General features: G+C 72.8%; 14 protein-coding genes and 1 tRNA gene. 4 read left to right on the forward strand and 11 right to left on the reverse strand.

The features are described 5' to 3' along the window. The first annotated feature begins 193 nt into the window (after window positions 1-193). Window positions 194-1,963: a dynamin family protein gene (locus ACLII4_RS15205; RefSeq protein WP_412068251.1), complete on the forward strand. Its 1,770-nt coding sequence runs from the start codon at window positions 194-196 to the stop codon at window positions 1,961-1,963. A gap of 34 nt (window positions 1,964-1,997) precedes the next feature. Here the strand turns inward: ACLII4_RS15205 and ACLII4_RS15210 are convergent, their stop codons facing one another. The 3 genes from ACLII4_RS15210 to leuS form a co-directional block, all read right to left on the reverse strand. After that, window positions 1,998-3,332, reverse strand: a complete 1,335-nt coding sequence (locus ACLII4_RS15210) for a cation:proton antiporter (protein ID WP_412068252.1) — start codon at window positions 3,330-3,332, stop codon at window positions 1,998-2,000. A gap of 81 nt (window positions 3,333-3,413) precedes the next feature. Further along, window positions 3,414-4,064, reverse strand: coding sequence for an HD domain-containing protein (locus tag ACLII4_RS15215; RefSeq protein WP_412068253.1), 651 nt, complete (start codon window positions 4,062-4,064; stop codon window positions 3,414-3,416). Beyond that, on the reverse strand, window positions 4,061-6,844 hold the full coding sequence (gene leuS, locus ACLII4_RS15220; protein ID WP_412068254.1) for a leucine--tRNA ligase: 2,784 nt from the start codon (window positions 6,842-6,844) through the stop codon (window positions 4,061-4,063). Before leuS ends, ACLII4_RS15215 begins: the two co-directional genes overlap by 4 nt. A 236-nt stretch (window positions 6,845-7,080) precedes the next feature. Between leuS and ACLII4_RS15225 the strand changes: the two genes are divergently transcribed. Together ACLII4_RS15225 and mreD are read left to right on the forward strand one after the other, a co-directional pair. Continuing rightward, window positions 7,081-7,815 carry a carboxypeptidase-like regulatory domain-containing protein gene (locus tag ACLII4_RS15225; RefSeq protein WP_412068255.1) on the forward strand — a complete coding sequence of 245 codons (735 nt, stop codon included), beginning with the start codon at window positions 7,081-7,083 and terminating at the stop codon, window positions 7,813-7,815. A gap of 159 nt (window positions 7,816-7,974) precedes the next feature. Then, a complete protein-coding gene (gene mreD, locus ACLII4_RS15230) occupies window positions 7,975-8,451 on the forward strand; it encodes a rod shape-determining protein MreD (RefSeq protein ID WP_412068256.1) in 477 nt (158 codons plus the stop codon). A gap of 30 nt (window positions 8,452-8,481) precedes the next feature. On the opposite strand, the gene ACLII4_RS15235 is transcribed toward mreD, so the two are convergent. From ACLII4_RS15235 to thrA, 5 genes are all read right to left on the reverse strand, one after another. Further along, window positions 8,482-9,312: a 2,3,4,5-tetrahydropyridine-2,6-dicarboxylate N-succinyltransferase gene (locus tag ACLII4_RS15235; RefSeq protein WP_412068257.1), complete on the reverse strand. Its 831-nt coding sequence runs from the start codon at window positions 9,310-9,312 to the stop codon at window positions 8,482-8,484. A gap of 248 nt (window positions 9,313-9,560) precedes the next feature. Then, window positions 9,561-9,926: a nuclear transport factor 2 family protein gene (locus ACLII4_RS15240; protein WP_412068258.1), complete on the reverse strand. Its 366-nt coding sequence runs from the start codon at window positions 9,924-9,926 to the stop codon at window positions 9,561-9,563. Further along, window positions 9,926-10,870 (reverse strand): 4-hydroxy-tetrahydrodipicolinate synthase, encoded by a 945-nt coding sequence (gene dapA / locus ACLII4_RS15245; protein WP_412068259.1) that lies wholly within the window; start codon window positions 10,868-10,870, stop codon window positions 9,926-9,928. Before dapA ends, ACLII4_RS15240 begins: the two co-directional genes overlap by 1 nt. Before the next feature lie 25 nt (window positions 10,871-10,895). Continuing rightward, complete coding sequence (gene dapB / locus ACLII4_RS15250) at window positions 10,896-11,711, reverse strand: 4-hydroxy-tetrahydrodipicolinate reductase (RefSeq protein ID WP_412070572.1); 816 nt, start codon at window positions 11,709-11,711, stop codon at window positions 10,896-10,898. Between the two features lie 57 nt (window positions 11,712-11,768). Further along, window positions 11,769-14,219 carry a bifunctional aspartate kinase/homoserine dehydrogenase I gene (thrA, locus tag ACLII4_RS15255; protein ID WP_412068260.1) on the reverse strand — a complete coding sequence of 817 codons (2,451 nt, stop codon included), beginning with the start codon at window positions 14,217-14,219 and terminating at the stop codon, window positions 11,769-11,771. 191 nt (window positions 14,220-14,410) lie between these two features. Here thrA and ACLII4_RS15260 point away from each other — a divergent pair. Continuing rightward, window positions 14,411-14,483, forward strand: a tRNA-Ala gene (locus ACLII4_RS15260). A gap of 44 nt (window positions 14,484-14,527) precedes the next feature. On the opposite strand, the gene ACLII4_RS15265 is transcribed toward ACLII4_RS15260, so the two are convergent. The 3 genes from ACLII4_RS15265 to ACLII4_RS15275 all read right to left on the reverse strand — a co-directional run bounded on the left by ACLII4_RS15265 (window position 14,528) and on the right by ACLII4_RS15275 (window position 20,778). Then, window positions 14,528-17,035 (reverse strand): heavy metal translocating P-type ATPase, encoded by a 2,508-nt coding sequence (locus ACLII4_RS15265; RefSeq protein WP_412068261.1) that lies wholly within the window; start codon window positions 17,033-17,035, stop codon window positions 14,528-14,530. Window positions 17,036-17,247: 212 nt separating this feature from the next. After that, entirely contained in the window at window positions 17,248-17,886 is a 639-nt protein-coding gene (locus ACLII4_RS15270) for a GNAT family N-acetyltransferase (RefSeq protein WP_412068262.1), read from the reverse strand. A gap of 24 nt (window positions 17,887-17,910) precedes the next feature. After that, entirely contained in the window at window positions 17,911-20,778 is a 2,868-nt protein-coding gene (locus ACLII4_RS15275; RefSeq protein WP_412068263.1) for an EAL domain-containing protein, read from the reverse strand. Between the last annotated feature and the right edge of the window lie 497 nt (window positions 20,779-21,275).

Here is a 21,275-nt window from a genome sequence, read left to right on the forward strand (position 1 = left end):
AACCTCAGAGAGGGGAGTCGGGGGGAGAAAAGCGGGCGGCGGGTGTGGGCCCGCCGGTCCGCTCCAAAGCGTTGGGCCTCCCTGTGGTTCCGTGCCCCACCCCGAAACGTCGGCCCGGAAATGAACCGGGCGGCCCTAAACGGCCCCGCCAACGCCGCCGCGTACCTTCTTCAACCGCGCTCCCCACTCCCCGATGGATTCCCCGGCCCGCGCCGCCCAGGCGCTCCTCGACCGCGAGCGGTCCCTCTTGGAATCCCTGGGCGCGCTCCTCGACCGGACGGCTGCGCCCGACGCCACGCGCCGACGCCTCGCCGACCTCGCCGCCGCGCTCGACGAGCTGTTCCTGCTGGTGGTCGCTGGCGAGTTCAACGCCGGCAAATCGACCGTCGTCAACGCGCTCTTCGGGCGGACGGTGATGGAGGAAGGGCCGGTCCCGACGACCGACAAGATCACCGTCCTGCGCCACGGCACGTCCGACGCGACGCACCGCCGGGGCGACTTTGTGACCGAGCGCCGGCTCGACCACCCGCTTCTCGAGGGCCTGTCCGTCGTCGACACGCCGGGCACCAACTCAATCGTCCTTGAGCACCAGGCGCTGACGGAGGACTTCATCCCGCGCGCCGACCTGGTGCTGTTCGTCACGAGTTACGACCGGCCGCTGTCGGAGTCGGAGCGGCAGTTTCTCGAGTACATCCGGGGCGCGTGGGGCAAGCGGCTCGTCGTGATCGTCAACAAGGCCGACCTGGCGGAGACCGAGGCGGCGCTGGCGCAGGTGCTGGACCACGTCCGCGACGGGCTGGCGCGGATCTTCGCCGAGGCGGGGATCGCCAACGCCCGCCCGCCGATCCTCTTCCCCGTCGCCGGGCGCCTCGCGCTCCAGGCCAAGCTCGACCACGACACCGACGCGGCCGTCCACGCCGACCCGCGCTGGCAGGCCTCCCGCTTCGCGCCGTTCGAGCGGTTCCTGACCGAGACGTTGACCGACGATGCCCGGGTCGCCCTCAAGCTGACGGCCCCGCTCGACGCCGCGCGGACGCTCCTCGCGGACGTGGCGGCCCGGCTCGACGACCAGCGCGGGGTGCTGGCGTCGGATGAGCTAGAGATCGCCGCGCTGAACGGCCGCTTTGCCGAGGTCCGCGCCGGGATGGACGAGACCGTCGCCCGCGCCGTCTCCGACGTGGACCGCGAGCTGCTGGAGATGGAGACGCGCGGCGTCCGCTTTCTCGACGACACGATCCGGGTGTCGCGGCTCAACCTCATCCGCGACCGCAATGCGTTCCGGGAGGAGTTCGAGCGCCAAGTCGTCCGCGACGCCGAGCGCCGGATCGAGACGCGCCTGGGCGAGGCCGCCGACGCCGTACTCCGCCGCGTGTTCGAGCTGTGGAACGAGACGTACACCCGGCTGGCGGACCTCCGCCGCGACGACGCGACGGCCCAGGGTGGCTTCATGTACGACCGCGAGGAGGTCTTGCGCGACGTGTTGCGCGAGGCCAAGCGGACCATCGATCAGTACGACATGGGCGAGGAGGCCCGGCGCCTGCTCGAAAACGCGCGCTCGGCGCTGACGGTCAGTGGCGCCACTGCCGTCGGCATTGGCGCCGTGGCCGTCGTGCTCATCATGACGACCGCGTTCGACCTGACGGGTGGGATCCTGGCGACGGGCGCCCTCGCGACACTCGGCTTTATCGTGCTCCCCGCCCAGCGCCGCCGCGCCGTCCGCGAGTTCTCGGCGCGCGTGTCGACGCTGCGCCAGGAGCTGCGGTCCGGGCTGGAGCGCGAACTCGACTCCGAGGTCGACGACGCGATCGGCAAGGTCCGCGCGCTCGTCCGGCCCGTCGCCAAGCTGGCGCTCGACGCGCGTGCCGCGCTCGACGCGCAGGCCGCCGACGTGTCCCGCCTGTCCGCCGACGCCGACGCCCTTCGCGCCGACGTCCGCGCGGGCTACGGGGAGGTCGAGGGGTAGCCGGAACGGAGGAGTGGACGGCCTGCGTGCGGCGTCAGACGCCCTCCCCCGCCGCCGCCTTCGCCTCCTCGCCCCTCGCGCGGCGGCTGTACCAGCGCATCACCGGGGTCACCGACAGGCCGTGCACGACGATGCTGGCGGCGATGGTGGTGAGGACGAGGCCGAGCAGCAGGTCCGAGAAGCCGTCGTTGAGGCCGTGCGTCTCGGCGAACATGAGGTAGTACACCGACCCGATGCCGCGGACGCCGAACCACGCGATCAGCTCGCGCTGGAGCCCGGTCGTGTGGGAGCCCGCCATCCCGATCCACACCGCGAGCGGGCGGACGACGAGGAGGCAGGCCGGGACGAACCACAGCGCGTCGACGGTCCAGTTGGCCCGGTGCAGCAGCGCGCCGACCAAGACCACGAGCGCGACGGCGCCGATCCGCTCGAGCTGCTCCGCGAACCCGAGGACGGCCGAGGCCATGTACGCCGGCGCCGAGTGGGCGTCGACGGCGACCTCCTCCTGCTCGCCCTCTCGGGCCATCGCCTCCACGTCTGCGGCCGCCTCGTCGCCCGTCTCGCGGCGCTCCTCGAACCGCAGCGCCAGCCCGGCCGCGAACGCCGCCAGGAAGGCGTACGTCGAGAGCAGCAGCGCGACGCCGTACGCGAGCGCGACGAGCCCCAGCGCGAGAAAGTCGTCGGACCCGACGGCCTCGCGGTGCGTCCGGCGGAGGTACACGACGAGCCGCCCGACGGCCATCCCCAGCCCGGCCCCGATCGCCAGCCCGCCGAGCACGGCCCACACCACGTCGATCGCCAGCCACCGGCCCAGGTTCGCCCCCAGGTCGTGGAGCCCGAGCAGGCCCAGGCCCAGCATCACGAACGGGAACGCGGCGCCGTCGTTGAACCCGGCCTCGCCGGTCAGCGAGAACCGGAGCCGGTCGGTGTCGTCGGGGTTCTCGATCTGGACGTCCGACGCCAGCACGGGGTCGGTCGGCGCGAGCACGGCGCCGAGCAGGACGGCCGCACCGATCGGCAGGCCCAGCCCGAACACACCCAGCGCGGTGATCCCGGCGACGGTCAGCGTCATCGAGACGGTCGCCAGCCGGAGCGGGAGCCGCCACCGCCCGTCGCTGAGCGGCGTCCGCAGCTTGAGGCCCGCCGCGAACAGCGACAGGATGACGGCGATCTCGGTCAGCACCTCCAGCACGCCGGCCTGGTCGATCGGGTCGATCACCAGCAGCCCGATGCCGAGCGGGCCGATCCCGACGCCGACCAACAGGTACAGCTGGGCCGCCGACAGCGGCAGCCGTGTGAGCGACGTCTTCGCCAGCGCCATCAGCGTCAGCAAGAGGCCGGCGATGACGAACCAGGTGGCGAAGGGCATGAGAGGCGGTCGGGGGCCGCCCTCAACGCCGGGCGCCGGTCGGCGGTCCCCCACCCGCGCCAACCGGGCCCTTGCCGAGAGCTACCCCACCTCGGTCGCCAGCTGGCGCAGGAAGTCGCGGATGAACGCGACGCGGCGCTCGGCCTCGGCCCGGCCCGCCACTGTCCGCATCGTCGCGGGCAGGCCGAGGAGCTTGACGAAGAAATGGTCCGTCGCGTAGCGCTGGTCGTCGAGCGGCCGCGCGGGCGGCTCCGACGGCACGGGGTCGTCCGGGTGGACGATCTGCGAGCCGAAGACGGCCGACATCGCGTAGCACCGGGCGACCCCGATCGCGCCGAGCGCGTCGAGCCGGTCGGCGTCTTGCACGACCGCCGCCTCGGCCGTCTCGGGCTCGATGCCGGCCGTGAAGCTGTGGGCCTCGATGGCGTGCGCGACGGCCGCGACCCGGCCCTCGTCGAAGCCCTGCTGGCGGAGCCACGCCGTGGCGGCGTCCGCGGCGATGCGCGAGGCGCGCGCGCGGTCCGGCGAGTCCTTCGCGACCGTCACGCCGTCGTGGAGCCACGCCGCCGGGACCACGACGCCGAGGTCGGCGCCCTCGGCCTCCGCCAGCTGGCGGGCGGCCCGGACCACGCGGCGGACGTGGGCGAGGTCATGCGCCACGTCGCCCGCCATGGTCTGGCGGATGTGCGCCTCGCACCGGGCGGACCAGCCGGCGATCTCGGCCGGGCTCACGCGACGACGAAGTTGACCAGCCGCCCGGGCACGGCGATCTCCTTGCGGACGGTCCCCTCGGCGAGGTACTTCGCCACGTTCGGCTCGTCGCGCGCCGCCGCCAGCATGGCGTCCTTGCTCGCGTCGGCGTCCACGGAGACGGTGCCCCGGAGCTTGCCGTTGACCTGGACCGCGATCTCGACCGTGTCCTCCTTGAGCAGCTCGGAGTCCGCCTCGGGCCACGCCTCGTACGCGAGCGTGTCGTCGTGGCCGAGCTGGCGCCACAGCTCCTCGGCGAGGTGCGGGGCGAACGGCGCCAGCAGCAGCACGAACGGCTCGGCGACCGCGCGCGGGACGGCGGCCCACTTGGTGGCCGCGTTGACAAACTCCATCAGCGCCGAGATGGCCGTGTTGAACCGCAGCCCGTCGATGTCGTCGCTCACCTTCTGGATCGTCGCGTGCAGCGTGCGGAGTTCGTCGCGCGAGGGGTCCGCGTCCGTCACCGAGGCGCCCAGCGTGCCGGTCTCGGAGTCGAGGAGCAGCCGGTAGGAGCGCGCCAGGAAGCGGTGGACGCCGTCGACGGAGCGCGTATTCCAGGGCTTGACCTGCTCCAGCGGTCCCATAAACATCTCGTACAAGCGCAGCGAGTCCGCGCCGTACTCGTCGACGATGTCGTCGGGGTTGACCACGTTGCCGCGGCTCTTCGACATCTTGTGCGCCCGGCTCGTCACGCGCACGGTCGGGTGGGACGACACCACGAACCCGTCGCCGCGCTTTTCGACGGCGTCGGCGGAGAGGGAGACTTGGACGAGCGTCGAGTTGTCGCGGTCGTCCTGCCAGACCGGCCCCTCGTCGGTGTCGATCTCGACGGCGTGCTCGGCCGAGACCCAGCCGAAGTCGCCCTCGCCGTCGGTGTGGCGGAAGGCCGTGTACTCGACCTCGCCCAGGATCATGCCCTGGTTGACCAGCTTCTGGAACGGCTCGTCGGTCGAGACCACGCCGGCGTCGAACAGCACCTTGTGCCAGAACCGGGCGTAGAGCAGGTGGAGCACGGCGTGCTCGGCGCCGCCGACGTACAAGTCGACGGGCATCCAGTACGCCTCCTTGGCCGGGTCCACGAGCGCCGTGTCGTTCGTGGGGTCGAGGTAGCGGAGGTAGTACCAGCACGAGCCGGCCCACTGCGGCATCGTGTTGGTCTCGCGCATCGCCAGGCGGCCGTCGGCCGTCGTGGTCTCGACCCAGGCCGTCGCGCTCGCGAGCGGGCTCTCGCCGGTCGGCGCGGGCCGGTAGTCGGCCACCTCGGGCAGCGACAGCGGCAGGTCGTCCTTCGACATCGGCACGGGCGCGCCGTCGACGTGCAGGACCGGGATCGGCTCGCCCCAGTAGCGCTGGCGGCTAAAGAGCCAGTCGCGCAGCTTGTAGTTGGTCTGACGGCGGCCGACGCCCTCGTCCTCCAGCCACGCCGTGACGACGGCGATCGCGGCCGGCGGCATGAGCCCGTCGAGCTTGACGCCCGCTTGCGCGATGTCGGCGACCGGGCCGCCCGAGGCGTCGGAGTTCATGAGCGCCCCGTCTTTGCCGGTGTAGACCTCCGAAAACCCGCGGGGGTCGTCGTTGTAGGCGCCAAAGAGCAGGTCGGCCTCGGTCGGCGTCGCCACGTCCGGGCCGGCATGCGCCGCCAGCCACGCGTCGGTCGGGCGGACGACGGGGCGGATCGGCAGGCCGTGCTCGACGGCGAACTCGAAGTCGCGCGCGTCGTGCGCGGGGACGGCCATGATGGCGCCGGTCCCGTAGCCTGCGAGGACGTAGTCGGCGATCCAGATCGGCACCTTCTCGCCGTTGACCGGGTTGACGGCGTGCGCGCCCGTGAACACGCCCGTCTTGGCACGCTCCTCCATCCGGTCGCGCTCCGTCTTGCGGGCGGTCGCCGCGACGTACGCCTCGACGGGGGCGCGCTGGGCGTCGGACGTGATCTGGCCCACGAGCGGGTGCTCGGGCGCGAGCACCATGTAGGTCGCCCCGAAGAGCGTGTCCGGCCGCGTCGTGAACACGCGCAGGCTGCGCTCGGGGAACCCAAAGACGCCGAAGTCGACCTCAGCGCCTTCGCTCTTGCCGATCCAGTTGCGCTGCATCGCCTTGACGGACTCCGGCCAGTCGAGGTCGTCGAGCCCGTCGAGCAGGCGGTCGGCGTACTGAGTGATGCGCAACATCCACTGCCGCATCTCCTTCTGCACGACCGGGTGGCCGCCGATCTCAGACTTGCCATCGACGACCTCCTCGTTCGACAGCACCGCCCCGAGCGCCGGGCACCAGTTGACGGGCGCGAACGCCTCGTACGCCAGCCCCCGCTCATAGAGCGTCAGGAAGATCCACTGCGTCCACCGCACGTAGTCGGGGTCCGTCGTGTTGACCTCGCGGGCCCAGTCGTAGCTGAAGCCGAGCCGCTGGAGCTGGCGCCGGAACGTGTCGACGTTGCGCTCGGTCGTCACGCGCGGGTGGATCCCCTCGCGGATGGCGGCCTGCTCGGCGGGCAGCCCGAACGCGTCCCAGCCCATCGGGTGGAGCACGTTGTAGCCCTGCATCCGCTTCGCGCGGGCGACGATGTCGGTCGCCGTGTAGCCCTCGGGGTGGCCAACGTGGAGGCCCGACCCGGAGGGGTACGGGAACATGTCGAGCGCATAGAAGCCCGGCTTGCTGGCGTCGAAGTCGTCGTCGCCGGGCCCGGCCTGGCGGAAGGTCTCGTTTTGGGCCCAGTAGGCCTGCCACTTGGGTTCGATCTCGTCGTGCGGGTAGCCGGCCATGTCGGTCTCGTGCGGGGGCCGGGAAGCTAGCGCGGCCCAGGGGCCGGCTGGGTGGAGAGCGGGTAGAGCGGCGCGGGCAACCACGAGCGCCAGCGCCGAGCCGGACTCTGAGCGCGCCCGCTCTGCGTGTTCCCCACTCGCCCGCCGCGCATCGACACTCTCGACGGGGTGCGCCCCTCGCCCTTGCGTGGCGGGGCGGCGGACCGATAGCCTACAACTCGCCCGCTCCGATCCCGATGCGCCACCTTCTCCTTGCCAGCCTCCTCGTCCCGCTCGCGGTCGCCGCCCAGCCCGCGCGGCTGGCGGTCACCGTCGTCGACACGCTCGACGCGCCAATCTCGGGCGCCGCGGTCCGGGTGCTGGGGCGCCCCGAGGTGGCGGTCACGGCGGCGGACGGGCTCGCCGAGTTGGTCCTCGCCGCCGGGCTGGCGGCCGTGACGGTGGCCGCCGACGGGTTCGAGCCGGCCACGTTCACGGTCACCGCCGCGCCCGGCGAGACGCTGGAGGGCACGGTCGCGCTGGCGCCCGCCACGCGCGTGCTCGGCGACGTGGAGGCCGTTGCCGACCGGATCGAGCCGGCGCTCCTGCGCCGCGGGTTCTACGAGCGGCGCGCCGAAGGCCGGGGCCAGTACGCCGACCGCGAGGCGTTCGAGGCGCGGAGCCTCCACACCGTCCGCGACGCGATCCTGGGGATGAGCGGCGTCCGGATCATTTCGTGGGACGAGAGGCCGGTCGTCGTGTCGTCGCGGTCGGCCAGCGGGGCGGACGGCGCGCTGCAAAACGCCAAGCCGTGCCCACTCTCGATCTTCGTCGACGGGCACGAAACGCAAGGGGAGACGGTCGATGTCTCGGGGATCCCCACGGCCGACCTTGCGGGCCTCGAAGTCTACGTCGGCACGGCGCGGACGCCGCCGGAGTACGGCCGCTTCAACCCGTGCGGCGTGATCCTGCTCTGGACACGGGCACAGTAGCGGGCCGCGTCCCGCCCGGTCCAGCGCGCCCGGTCGCAGGCACCCCGCGCTCGGCGTCGCACGCCGCCGCCCTCGGGACCGCCGGCGTGACTGGCGCGTTGAGACGGGCCCCTCCTGCTTGCGGCGTAGTTTCGCCGTCCCCTCTCCCCCGCCGTTCGCATGCCGTTCGTCCTCCGCCAGGTCGCCGTGGGCCTGGCCGTGGTCCTGCTCCAGTGGCTCCTGAGCAACCTCAAGCTCTGGGACGTGTGGCCGGACGTCGTGCTCCTCTACGTCGCCTACGTTGCTCTCCGCCGCGGCCGCGTGGCCGGCGCCGTCACCGGCTTCTGCGCCGGGTTGGCGATGGACGTCCTGGTGATGCCGACCTCGCTGGGGCTCAACACCGTCCTCAAGACGATCATGGGCTTCGTGATCGGCTTCTTCCGGTCCGAGCAGGGCGAGAACCTGCGGCTGACCCCGGTGCAGGCCTTTGTCGGCGCGCTCGTCGTCGCCGTCGTTCACAATGGCCTGATGACGATCGTGCTCGCGCTCGACGTCGGCACACGGACCCCGTTCCTGGTCTTCGGGCTGTGGCTCGGCGGCGCGCTGTACACCGCCATCGTGGCGCTCGCGGGCGCCCTCTTCCGCGTCCGCGGCTAGGCCCATCCCGTGGCCGAGGCGGGCGCTCCGCTACCGGAGCGCGTCCTCCAGCGTCGTCGAGGCGTCGGTGCTGGCATCGCGGTACTTCACGATGCACGGGGCCGAGAGCGAGAGCCCGTGGTGCTCGCCGAACTGCGAGTCCACCCTGCGCGAGCCCGGAACGACGACGGCGCCGGCCGGGATCTCCAGCGGCGTCCCCTCGCCCGACCGGATGACGGTCTCGCTCACCAAATCGTACACCCGCGTCGAGCGCGTCAGGATGACGCCCGCCGCCAGCACGGCCCGCTCGCGGACGACGGTCCCCTCGTAGACGCCGCAGCCGCCGCCGACGAACACGTCGTCCTCGATGACGACCGGCGCGGCGCCGATGGGCTCGAGCACGCCGCCGACCTGGGCCGCCGCGCTGAGGTGGACGCGTTCGCCGATCTGCCCGCAGCTCCCCACGAGCGCGTGGCTGTCCACCATCGTCCCGCTCCCCACGTACGCGCCGACGTTGACGTACATCGGCGGCATGCAGACGACGCCGGGCGCGAGGTACGACCCGCGGCGGACCGTGGAGCCACCGGGCACGATGCGGACGCCCCGGTCGGCGCCGAAGCGCTGGATGGGGTACGTGTCCTTGTCGAAAAAGGCGAACTCGTCCCCGGACAAGTCCACGATGGCGCCCAGCCGAAAGCCGAGCAGGATGCCGCGCTTGACCCAGCCGTTGGCCCGCCACACGCCGTCGTCGCCGCGATCTGCCGCACGAATCTCACCCGCTTCCAGCGCATCGAGCAGGGTCTCGAACGCCGCGCGGGCGCCGTCGCCGGGCGCGTCGGCGTGGCGGGTGATGTCGGACTGGAGGGCGGCGAGGTCGGTCATGGCGTGCGAGAAGCGGGGGGTCAACAGTCGAGATGCGCAAGCTGTCCGGCCGGGTCCCGATGCGCAAGCCGTTCACGGATTCCGCGCGGCTCGGGCCGCTCAGGCGTCAGCGCGCGCGCGGAGGTAATGGGACGAGAGCGGCGGCGCTCAGCACGGCGGCGTACGCCAGCATCGCCGGGACGTCGGCCAGCCCGTCGGTGAGTGTCCCGGCGGCCACCCGGCCCTGCACAGCGTCCCGCCCGCCGCCGTCACGCGGCGTCGACGAAGTGCGTGATCGTCACGAAGCGCACGTCGCGGTCGAGCGTGGCGACGAGCAGGCCGGTCGCCTTCGTCCCGTCGCCGTTGGCGAGGGCCCACGGCACACGGAGCCACTCGTGGTGGCCGTCGGGCGCGCCGGTGAAGGCAAAGCGCCAGCCCACTTGCTCGCGGAAGAAGCCCATGAACGCCGCCAGCGCCGCCTGTCCCTCGACGGGCTTTTCCGAATGCGGGTCATTGTACACGACGTCGGCCGTCGCGCAGGCGTGGACGAGGGCCCACCGCTCGTCGGCGTCGGCGGTGTTCCAGGCCTCGGTGTAGCGGGCCAAAGTCGTGTCGAGATCGGCGTGGTAAGCCATCAGGCGGGTCGGAGAGTGCCGGCCTCGATGAGGTCGGCGTAGGCGGCCAGGACGCGGCGCTCGGCGTCCGGGGTGAGGGGGGCGAGGGGCAGGCGCAAGGTCGGAGCCATCCGCCCCTGCGCCGCCAGCACGGCCTTGAGAGGGGCGGGGTTCGACTCGTAAAAGCTCGCGCGCATGGCGTCGAGCAAGATGTAGTGCAAGCGCCGCGCCCCAGCGGTGTCGTCCTCGAGCGCCCGGCGGATCATCTCGGCGACCGGGCCCGGCGCGGCGTTCGCGATCACCGAGACCAGCCCGTCGCCACCGAGGGCAACCGTCGGGAACGCGAGGTCGTCGTCGCCGGAGTAGATGGCCACCCCGTCCGGCACGTGGGCGATCACGTCCGCGATCTGGTTCAGATTCCCCGACGCCTCCTTGACCCCGACCACGCTCGGGACCGCCTCGACGACGCGCAGCGTCGTGTCGGCGGTCAGGTTCGAGCCCGTGCGCCCGGGCACGTTGTACAGGATGATCGGGCAGTCCGTCGCGTCGGCAATGGCGGCGACGTGGCCGAGCACGCCCTCGGGCGTCGGCTTGTTGTAGTACGGCCCGACGACCAAGAGCCCGTCGGCGCCCGCGACCGCCGCCTCGTGCGAGAACGCCACGCTCTGCGCCGTCGCGTTCGTGCCGGTCCCGATGATCACCGGCACGCGCCCGGCCGTGTGCTCGATGGCCACGTCGACCAGCTGGCGGCGCTCGGCGAGCGTGACGGTCGGGTTCTCGCCGGTCGTCCCCAGCACGACGAGCGCCTCGACGCCCTCGAAGAGCCGCCCTTCGAGCCGGCTCCCCTCGATCTGAAAATCGATCAGGCGACGGAACGCGGCCTCGTCGATGCCGCCGTCGGCCGCGAACGGCGTGACGAGCGCGGGCGCGGTGCCGCGAAAGAGGGGCTGGCGGGAGGGGCCCATGGGAGCGGGTGTCAGGGGTTGGGGATTAGGGATTGGGGGTCTCGACCTCATCGCTGAAACCTTCAGACCCCAACCCCTGATCCCCGATCCCCAACCCCTCGATCATGTCGTCGAGCGTGAACAGGCCCTGGCGCCCGGCCATCCACTCCGCCGCGCGGACGGCGCCGAGCGCGAAGGCCCGGCGGCTCTTGGCTGTGTGGACAATCTCGATCTGGTCGTCGGCGCTGTCGAGCGTGACCGTGTGCTCGCCGAGCACGTGCCCGACGCGCTGGCTGGTCACGTGGAGCGCGCCGGGGTCGATGGCGCCGTGCTGGGTCTCGGCGTCGAGGTGCGTCTTGCGGCCGAGCCCCGCCAGCAGTTCGTCGGCCAAGCGCCGCGCGGTGCCTGACGGGCTGTCGAGCTTGCCCGTGTGGTGCGCCTCGTGGACGGCCACGTCGTACTCGTCGAGACGGTCGAGCAAGGGCAACAGACCGGCGAGCGCGCGCGAGACGAGCGCCAGCCCCAGCGAAAAGTTGGGCGCCCAGAGCACACCCGCCTGCCCCTCGTCGACCCAGTCGCGGACCTTGTCGAGGTCGTCGGCCCACCCGGTCGTGCCGACGACGGCGGTCGCGCCCCAGAAGGCGTAGCGGTGGAGGTGGTCGAGCGCGACGGCCGGGACCGAGAAGTCGACGATCACGTCGGCGCCAGCGAGGGCCGAGTCGTCGCGGGCGTCGAGCAGCGGGTGGTCGGCGTCGAACCGGGCCACGACGCGGTGGCCGCGCTCGGTGGCGACGGCCTCGACGGCCTGGCCCATCCGGCCCGTTCCGACGAGCGCGATAGAGAGAGCGGGACGGTCAGACAGAGCGGCGAGGGGCGGGCGGGATTGGAAGGTACCGGCCTCTCCTCTCTCCCTCCCCCACTACCGCCGCATCTCGGCCGCCCGCACCACGTCCGCGAGTACAACCGCCGCCGTCACGTCGGCGCTGGCGCCCGGGCCGCGGACGGTCAGCGCGTGGTCGCCGGAGCGCTCCGTACGGATGACGACGGCGACCTCGGCGCCACGCAGGCCCGCGAACGGTGCGCCCGGACCGAGGTCGACGGCCTCGACGCCCGCGCGAACGGTCCCGCCGGAGAGCCGCGCGACGTACTGGCGCTCCCCGTCGGCGACCCGCTCACGCCAGCCCGCATCCGCCTCGGGAAGCCGGGCCCAGAACTCGGCGAGCGGCACGTCCGCCAGCCCGTCGGGCACCAGGCTCTCGATCTCGACCGACGCGACCTCGGACCCGACCTCGCGCGCCAGGAGCGCCAGCTTGCGGGCCACGTCGCGGCCCGACAAGTCGGAGCGCACGTCGGGCTCGGTCAAGCCCGCGTCGCGAGCGGCGGCGACGGCGACGGAGAAATCGGCCCCGTCGCGCATCCGGTTCATCACAAACGCCAGCGTCCCCGAGAGCACGCCCTCGACGGACCGCACGCGGTCGCCGGTGCGGACCAGATCGCGCAGGCGGCCCACGACCCCGAGCCCCGCGCCGACCGTCGCGTCGTAGAGGTACGGGGCGACGCCGGCGCGCGCGGCGGCCTGCGCCTGGCGCCACGCGCCCGCGCTCCGGCCGGTCGTCTCCTTGTTCGGGGTGACGACGGCGACGCCCGCGCCGAGCCAGTCGGCGTGCCGCGCGGCGACTTCCGTGCTGGCCGTCGCGTCGACCACGACCAACCGTTCGAGCCGGGCGGCCGTGAGCCGGGCGGTGAGCGCGTCGAGGTCGGCAGCCTCTGCTTGCGAGAGTGCCCCGGCCGCGGCCGCCGGGTCGATCCCTCCCGCGTCCCACACCAGGCGCCGGCTGTCGGCGAGGCCCGCCAGCACGATGTGGACGCCGTCGTCGCGCAGGCCCGGCCCGTGCGCCGCCAGCAGAGCGAGGAGACGCGTCCCCAGCGTCCCGGCCCCGACGACGACGAGGTGCGTCCGGAGTCGGCGCCGCGCGAACGCCTCGTGCAGCGCGCGGACCGCTGCATCCGCCTCGGCATCCGCGACGACGGCCGAGACGGTGTGGTCCCCCCCACCTTGAGCAAGCGCGCGGACGTTGACGTGGGCGTGCGACAGCGTGTCGAAAAAGAGCCCCGCCAGCCCGGACGCGCCGTGCAGCCCCGACCCAACCGCCGCCACGACCGCGCACCCTGACTCGGCCGTCACGCCCTCCACGTCGCCGCGCTCGATCTCGCGCGAGAGCGCCTTCTCCAAGAGCGCCACGACCGCACTCGCCTCCGCGCCCCGGACCGCCAGCCCGACGCTCCCCTCGGCCGACGCCTGGGCCACCAGCGACACGGGCACGCCCGCCTCCGCGAGCGGCCCGAAGATCCGCGCCATCAGCTCCGGCACCTCCAGCACCGACGCCCCTTCGATGCGGACGAGCGCCGCGCCTCGGATCGCCGTCACCGCCCGGATCGCGGGCTCGGCGCCCGGATCGGCGGGCCCGATCTCCGTCCCGGGCGACTCGGGCCGCAGCGTGTTCTTGATGCGCAAGGGGACGCCCTGCCGGGAGAGCGGCCGCATCGTGCGCGGGTGGAGCACCTTCGCGCCGAAGTGCGCCAGCTCGGCCGCCTCGGCGTAGCTGAGGCGGGGCAGCGAGAACGCGTCCGCGACGAGCCGGGGGTCGGCCGAGAGCACGCCGTCCACGTCGGTCCAGATGACGCACTCGCGCGCGTCGAGCGCACCCGCCAAGATGGTGGCCGTGTAGTCGGAGCCCGACCGGCCCAGCGTCGTCGTCACGCCATCGGCCGTCGACGCCACGAACCCGGTGACGACGGCGACCGCGTCGGGCGGCACCTCCGCGAGCGCCCCACGGACGAGCGCTCGCGTCGCCTCGAAGTCGACGGCCGCTTCCCCGAAGGCGTCGTCGGTGCGGACGAACGCGGTCGCGTCGAGCGCGACGGCGGCGTGCCCGGCGGACCGGAACGCCGCCGCCACGACGGGGACAGAGCCCCGCTCGCCGGCCGACACAATCGCGTCTCGAAACCGTGCCGAGCACTCGCGAAGGAGGGAGACGCCGTGGAGCAGCTCGCCGACCTCACCAAAGAGCGCGTCCAAGCGCCCGTGGAGTGCCGCCCGCTCGCCCTCGGCCGCCAGCGCGTCGACAGTCTCCGCGTGGCGCCGGCGGACGCGGTCCAGGATGTCCCGGTGCTCGCCGGTCCGCCCGACCGCCGCCCCGATCGCCGCCAGCAGGTCGTCGGTGACGCCCCCGAAGGCCGACGACACGACCACGCGGCGGTGCCCGGCGGTCTCGGCGCCGGTCGAGAGCTCGACGACGCGGCGCACGCGGTCGGGCGTGCCGACGGACGTGCCGCCGAACTTGGCGACGTGGACGGGGCGGTCGGGCATCGAGTCGAGGGGCGGCGTCCGGGGAAGATGCTTGCGATCCGACGCGGCGGGCGAGCCGCAAGCCGGTTTCTGCCCGTTCCTCATTCCGGCTCGCGGGGCGGGGCCCGGCGTCTTCGCTTTCGCTCCATTGACCGGCCGACGGGGCCGCCTCTATCTTTGCCGCACGCCGACCGACATCGGCGCCCCTGAATGGGGCATTAGCTCAGTTGGTAGAGCGCCTCGCTGGCAGTGAGGAGGTCAACGGTTCAAATCCGTTATGCTCCACGGATCCCGGCCGCTACGCATCGCGCGTGGCGGCCGTTTTTCGTTTACGCCGGCTCGCGGTACGCCAGCAGGCGCAGGGCGTTAAAGACGACGATCAACGTCGACCCCTCGTGGAGCGCGACCGCCGGGCCGATGCCCAAGCCGAACAGGGTCGCCGGGACGAGGATGGCCACCATCCCGAGGCTCAGCCACAGGTTCTGGCGGATGATCCCGCGCGTCTTGCGGCTCAAGCCGACGGCGAAGGGGAGCTTCGACAGATCGTCGGCCATCAGCGCCACGTCCGCCGTCTCCAGCGCCACGTCCGAGCCCGCCGCGCCCATCGCGATGCCGACCGTCGCGTTCGCCATCGCCGGCGCGTCGTTGACGCCATCGCCGACCATGGCGACCTCGCCCTGCTGGCGGAGCGCCTGGATGGCCGCCACCTTGTCGTCGGGCAGGAGGTCGCCCCGCGCTTCGTCGATGCCGACGGCGCGAGCGACCGACTCGGCAACCACTTGTGCGTCGCCCGAGATCATGATCGTCGTCTCAATGCCGAGCGCGTGGAGCTGTTTGATGACACCCTTCGCCGAGGCTCGCGGCGTGTCCATCAGCCCGACGACGCCCAGGAAGCGGCCGCCGCGCTGGACCAGCATCGTCGACCGGCCGTCGGCTTTGAGCTGGCGGTCGCGCTCCAAGAGAGACGCGGGCGCGGGCGCGCCGCCGTCGAGCGTGAAGAGGGCCGGCTTGCCGACGGCGACGGCCTCTCCACCGAGCGTGGCGCGGACGCCGTGGCCGGTCACGCTTTGGAGGTCTTCGGCTTGCGGCCCCTCCCCTGCCCGCTCGCCGAGATCGCGGACGATCGCGCGCGCGAGTGGGTGCTCGCTCAGGCGCTCGACCGCCACGACCGCCGCGAGCAGCTCGGCTTCCGTCGCTCCCTCCGCCGCGACCACGTCGGTGACGCGCGGCTCGCCCTCGGTCAACGTCCCCGTCTTGTCGAAGGCGATGGCCGTCAGCCCGCCGAGCGCCTCGAGCGGCCCGCCGCCCTTGACGAGCACGCCGCTCCGCCCCGCCCGGGCCACGCCCGAGAGCACGGCCGACGGCGTCGCGATCGCGAGCGCGCACGGGCTGGCGGCGACGAGCACGGCCATCGCGCGGTAGAAGCTCTCCGAAAACGGCTCTGAGATGAGGTCGAGCGCGCCGAGCAGCGGCGGGACGACGACGAGCCCCACGACGAGCGCGAGCACGGACGGCACGAACACCTCTTCGAAGCGGTCCGTGAACCGCTGCGTCGGCGAGCGCTCGGTCTCGGCCTCGGCCACCATCTGGACCACGCGCGCGAGTGTCGTCTCGCCGGCCGGCCGCGTCACGACGACGTCGAGCGCGCCGCCGCCGTTGAGCGTCCCCGCAAAAACGCGGTGCTCGGGCGCGACGGCCTCGATGTCGGCGAGGGCCGCGTCGAGGTCGGCGACGGGCTGCTTGTCGACGGGCACGCTCTCGCCCGTGACGGGCGCCTGGTCGACGGCGCTCGTCCCGACCGTCACGACGCCGTCGGCGGCGATCCGCTCGTCGGGCCGTACGACGACCGTGTCGCCCACGACGAGCTCGCCGACGGGCACCTCGGACTCGACGCCGTCGCGGCGAACGCGCGCCGTCGCCGGGGCCAGTTCGCCGAGCGCTTCGATGGCGCGACGTGCGCGGCCCATCGCGTACCCTTCGAGCGCGTGGCCGATCGAAAAGAGGAACAGCAGCAGCCCGCCCTCGAACCACTCGCCCAGCGCGGCGGCACCGGCGGCGGCGACCAGCATCAGAAAGTCGATCTCGAAGCGGCCCGCGCGGATCGAGTCGACCGCCTCGCGGACGGTGAACCAGCCGCCGAAGGCGTAGGCGCCGAGGTACAGCGCGAACGGGACGGTCTCGGCGACGCCGCTGAACGTCTCCAGCCCCCAGCCGAGCGCGACGCAGACGCCGGACAAGAGGGCGAAGATCAGCTCGGTCCGCTCGCCGAAGATGCCGCCGTGCGAATGCCCACCGTGGGCGCCCGGCGCGTGGCCGTGCCCCGTGTGCTCGTCGGGCCCGTGGTCGTGGCCGTCGTGCCCGCCGGCGGCGGCGACCTCGGGCGGGTGGGGCGCCGTGACGGTCACGCCGAGGTCCGCCAGCGATCGGCGGATGGCGGCCTCGTCGGTCGCCTCCCGGTCGAACTCGACGCGGACCGGGCCCGTCGCGTTGGCCTCGGCCTCGACGACGCCGGGCGTCTGCGTTAAGAGCTCCGTGACGGTCCGCGCGCGGCGCTGGTGGCCGAGCCCGTCGACGGCCCACAGGACGTGGCCATAGCGCGAGGTAATCCGAGCGCCCGCCGCCTCAGCTGTACGGCGCAAGCGGGGGAGCGCGACGGCGGCGGGGTCGTAGTGGAGGCAGAGTTGGGCCGGGCGGCCGCCAGCAGCGGGGACGACGTGCGCTCGCTCGACGCCGGTCGTCGCCGCGAGCGCGTCGGTGAGCCGTGTCACGCACGCGTCGCGAGCGTCCGGCGCGTCGGGCAGGAGGACGGGGAGGTCGAGGCGGAGCGGGTCGGACATGGGCGCGGCGGGGGTCGGCCGTAAACCGAGGCTCCCGGGATCGGGTCCGACACGCGCTTGCTCGGTTGAGTCGCTCTCGACAGCGTCCTCCCGAGCTCGCGAGGGATCTCAACGCGAGGTTCGTCGCCCGCAGAACCGCTTGTCGAGAGCTGCGACGATAGCGCTGAGATCCTTCGCTCCGCTCAGAATGACGGGGTGGGGAGCTGCTGCGCTCAGCCTGCTTGCGCACCCGGGCTCTGCGGCGCTCGCGCGAGGCCCCAGTAGCCGTGCGCGCCCGGCACGCGGCGCTCGCCGACGATCCGGAACCCATGCGATTCGTAGTACGGCAGGTTCGACGGCGTCGACGTTTCGAGGTAGATCGCCCGGCCCGTCGCGTCGGCCTCGGCGACGACGGGCGCCAGCAGCGCGCTCCCCAACCCGATCCCCTGTGTGCCGGGCTCGACGCCCAACAGCAGCAGGTACCAGTGGCCCGGCGGCGCGGCTTGGCGGCGCAGCGCGTCGATCGTGTCGGAGAGCTTCTTGAGCCGCCACATCGCGGCCAGCCCGAACCGGGGCAAGAACCCGAGCGCGCCCGCGCGGACGCCCGACGCCAGCCCGACGCCATGGCCGGGCGCGATCCACACCGACTGCCCTCTCCCGGCCTCGTCGACGTAGACACGCCCGCCGCCGAAGCCCAAGCGCGGGACGAGCACGCCGTAGTACCAGCGCAGCGCGCGGCGGCGCTCGTCGGGATCGGGCCACAGGTAGACGCCGCCGGCGTCGTCGGCGAACGCGGCGCTCATCGCCCGGCCCAGCCGGTCGGCGTCGTAGCCGGAAACGGTCGCGCGGCGGACGTCGGGGGGAAGCGGCATGCCCGAAGACTACCGCCGGCCCGGCTATGGCAGCCAGTAGGTGTGCCAGGGCGGCGTGTCTGCCGTCGCCAGCGCGAAGGCGGCCTCGACCGAGAGCGGCCGGTCGAAAAAGTAGCCCTGCCCGTAGGCGCACCCCACGGCCTGCAGGGCGCCCAACTGGTCGGCGTCCTCGATGCCTTCGGCGACGACCGACTTTTCCAGGATGCGCCCCAGGTGGACGACCGTCTCGACCAGCTTGTGGCTCTGATCGCGGGCCATCATGTCGGACACGAACGAGCGGTCCACCTTGACGCAGTCCACGGGCAAGTTGTGGAGCGTCGAGAGCGAGGAGTAGCCCGTGCCGAAGTCGTCGAGGGAGAACCCGATGCCGCCGGACTGGAGCCTCCGAAGCGCGTCCGAGACGGACACGGGGTCGTCGATGAGCACCTGCTCGGTGATCTCGAGCGAGAGCGCGCCCGGCTGGATGCTGTGCCGGGCGACGGCCGCCAGCACGTCCTCGGTGAAGGCGTCCGTCAGCAGGTCGAGGCCCGAGCAGTTGACGTTGAGCTGGAGGGCGGGCCGCTCCGGGCCCCGGGCCTCGGCCCAGGTGGCCGCCACGCGGCAGGCCTCGACGAGCACCCAACGGTCGACGGCGGTGAGTTGGCCGCTTTCCTCGGCCGGCCCCAGGAACGCGATCGGCGGGAGCAGGCCGAGCTCGGGGTGCTCCCAGCGAACGAGGGCCTCGAACCCCGATAGCGCCCCGTCGGACAGGCGGACGATGGGCTGGAACATCAGGCGCAGCTCGTCGCGCTGGACGGCCTGTCGGAGGTCCATCTCCAGGCGCAGCTTGCGCGTGACCTCCGCGTGGACGGCCTCGCTGTAGATGGCGACGCCCCCCCGGCCCTCGGCTTTGGCCTCGTACATCGCCAGGTCAGCGTCGCCCAACAGGGCGTCCGCGGTGTCGTGGTCGGGGCGCCCCACCACCAGGCCGAGAGAGGCCCCGGCGTAGAGCGGCCGGCCGTCGATGTCGACGGGTGCGGACAAGTCTTCGATGACGCGGGCGGCCACGTTCTCAGCGTACCCGGGCCGGGGCAGGCCGTCGAGGAGCACGGCGAACTCGTCGCCGCCGATGCGCGCCACCATGTCGTCGGCGCGGACCACGGCGGACAACCGCTTGCCGACCTCTTGGAGCAGCCGGTCGCCGGCGGTGTGGCCGAGCGTGTCGTTGACCACCTTGAAGCGATCGAGGTCGAGGAAGAGCACGGCGAACCCCTCGCTCTCGTCGTACCGCGCAATGACCTCCTCCAGCCGGGCCGAGAAGAGCGCCCGGTTGGGGAGGTCGGTCAGGGCGTCGTGGTACGCTTGGTGGTAGAGCCGCTCCTCCATCTCGACCCGGTCCGTCACGTCGCGCGACGAGGTCTGGAGCCGAACGACGGAGCCGTCCGCCCCGAGGATCGGCTTGGTGAGCGTCTCGAACCAGACGTAGTGCCCCTCGCGGTGGCGGATGCGGTAGACCGCGTTGGCGTCGTCGACGTTCTTGAGCGCCTGGCGATGGCTCCCGTCGCGGATGGCCACCGCATCGCCGGGGTGGAACAGGGTGTAGGGGCTGGTCCCGACGAGCTCCTCTGGTGTGTAGCCGAGCAGGGTCGTGACCGAGGGGCTGACCCATTCGTAGGACCCGTCGGGGGTGTGGAGGGCCACCAGGTCCTGCATGTTCTCGGCGAGCAGCCGGTAGCGTACCTCGCGCGAGCGCAGCTGGGCGTCGGCGGCCACTCGGTCGGTGACGTCGCAGTAGAGCCAGAGGTGGGCGACGTGACCGTCTCCGACCGACACGGGGATGTAGTCGCGCTCGAACGTTCGGCCGTCGGCAAAGGGGACGCGGTCGGCGAAGACCGGCCGGCCGGCGCGGACCGTGGCCTCGATGCACGCGCGGGCGGCATCGGGCTCGGCGAACAGTGGGAGCGCGCCCTCGAGCGCGGCCACGCAGTCGGCTCCAACCAGGGTCTCTGGCGCGGCTTCGATCCCAAAGGTCTGGCAGAAGCGCTCATTGGCGAGCAGGAGCCTCCGCTGCTCGTCTTCAAAAATGACCCCGGCCTGAATGTTCTGGATGAGCGTGGTCAGCCGCTGGGCCGTCTCGGCGAGCGCGCGGCGGTCGGCGTGCCAGTCCGTCAGGTCGCGGACGATGACGAGCACTTCGCCGAGATCGGGGTCCGGGCTGACACGGGCCTCGAAGGTCCGCTCGACGCCGTCGGGCGTCACCAACTCGTACACCACCTTCTCGAGCTCGCCGGAGTCCAGCGCTAGGCCAATGGCCTCGATAAAGCGATCCGCAAGGTCGGGGGGGATCGCGTCGTGAATGGTCTGGCCGACGAGTTCCTCGGCGGGCGCCGCCAGCGCGTCGGGGTCCGGGGTGTGGACCTGGAGGTACCGGCCGTCGCGGTCGAGTCGGAACAGGAGGTCGGGCAAGGCGCGAAGCAGGGTGCCCTCCCGCGCCGCCCGCTCGCGGAGCTCAGACGCGTGTGCGACCCGGTCGGTCACTTCCTCGACCCAGTACGTGAAGTGCTCCCCACCATCGCCGGCCGGGCTCACGACGGCCTCCAACCACCGGGTGCCGTCGGGCGTCTCGTGGGGGTATCGGAACCGGACCGGGCCATCGGCCTCGGCGCACTCGCGGTAGCGGCGGAGCCAGTGCTCGATGTGCTCCGGCGGCACGCCGAGATCGCTCGCGAGCCGGCCCGAGGTGGCGTCGGGGGTCGTCCCGAAGAACGCGGCGGCGGCCGGGTTGTCGGCGACGTGCAGGATGTCGTCGGGCCGGAGGCCAACGACCCCCATCATCAACGGGGCCGTCTCGAACAGGTGGCGGAGCACGTCGGCCGGGGCGGACGGCGGAGCGGGAGCAGGGGTCGTCGGCACACACGTAGCGGGGAGACCCCCCACCTATCGAAGAGGTTGGGAAGGGGTTAACCCACGCACGTTTAGTGGCCTGTGGCGACCACGTGACGCACCGCCACGCCGCGGGCGCCGCGAATCCGCCCTGCGAAGCGGCCCGCCGACGGCGCCCGCTACGGCACGGCGACCAGCTCAGTGGTCACCACCCGCCTCACATGTCGTACCCCTCCACCCGGACCGGGCCTGGCGCCTCGACCGCCCACCGCACGGCGGTTAGACGACGAGCGAGTCGACGCGGTGTGCGGTGCCGAGACCAGGCTCGACCGGGGGTGAGGTTGGCGGCGAGGGCACGCCATCGTTCGGACGAGATGAGGAGGGAATACCCTGGCCGATCAGACCGGTTACGGCCTAGTCGTTTTCGCCATCGTTTTCGAGGCCCACGACCTCGCCCCACCCCGGCCTGTGAGGTCGCCCCCGCCGCTCGCGCGCCGTTCGAGGCGACGCCGAGGGCTGTCTGGAGG

It is taken from the genome of Rubrivirga aquatilis (assembly GCF_046845665.1).
In the GTDB taxonomy this organism is placed as follows: domain Bacteria; phylum Bacteroidota; class Rhodothermia; order Rhodothermales; family Rubricoccaceae; genus Rubrivirga.

What these genes read in the sequence shown, in the direction of transcription:
- ACLII4_RS15205 (WP_412068251.1), top strand. Translation starts at nt 194, where the DNA reads ATGGATTCCCCGGCCCGCGCCGCCCAGGCGCTCCTCGACCGCGAGCGG.
- ACLII4_RS15210 (WP_412068252.1), bottom strand. Translation starts at nt 3,332, where the DNA reads ATGCCCTTCGCCACCTGGTTCGTCATCGCCGGCCTCTTGCTGACGCTG.
- leuS (WP_412068254.1), bottom strand. Translation starts at nt 6,844, where the DNA reads ATGGCCGGCTACCCGCACGACGAGATCGAACCCAAGTGGCAGGCCTAC.
- ACLII4_RS15225 (WP_412068255.1), top strand. Translation starts at nt 7,081, where the DNA reads ATGCGCCACCTTCTCCTTGCCAGCCTCCTCGTCCCGCTCGCGGTCGCC.
- mreD (WP_412068256.1), top strand. Translation starts at nt 7,975, where the DNA reads ATGCCGTTCGTCCTCCGCCAGGTCGCCGTGGGCCTGGCCGTGGTCCTG.
- ACLII4_RS15235 (WP_412068257.1), bottom strand. Translation starts at nt 9,312, where the DNA reads ATGACCGACCTCGCCGCCCTCCAGTCCGACATCACCCGCCACGCCGAC.
- ACLII4_RS15240 (WP_412068258.1), bottom strand. Translation starts at nt 9,926, where the DNA reads ATGGCTTACCACGCCGATCTCGACACGACTTTGGCCCGCTACACCGAG.
- dapA (WP_412068259.1), bottom strand. Translation starts at nt 10,870, where the DNA reads ATGGGCCCCTCCCGCCAGCCCCTCTTTCGCGGCACCGCGCCCGCGCTC.
- thrA (WP_412068260.1), bottom strand. Translation starts at nt 14,219, where the DNA reads ATGCCCGACCGCCCCGTCCACGTCGCCAAGTTCGGCGGCACGTCCGTC.
- ACLII4_RS15265 (WP_412068261.1), bottom strand. Translation starts at nt 17,035, where the DNA reads ATGTCCGACCCGCTCCGCCTCGACCTCCCCGTCCTCCTGCCCGACGCG.
- ACLII4_RS15270 (WP_412068262.1), bottom strand. Translation starts at nt 17,886, where the DNA reads ATGCCGCTTCCCCCCGACGTCCGCCGCGCGACCGTTTCCGGCTACGAC.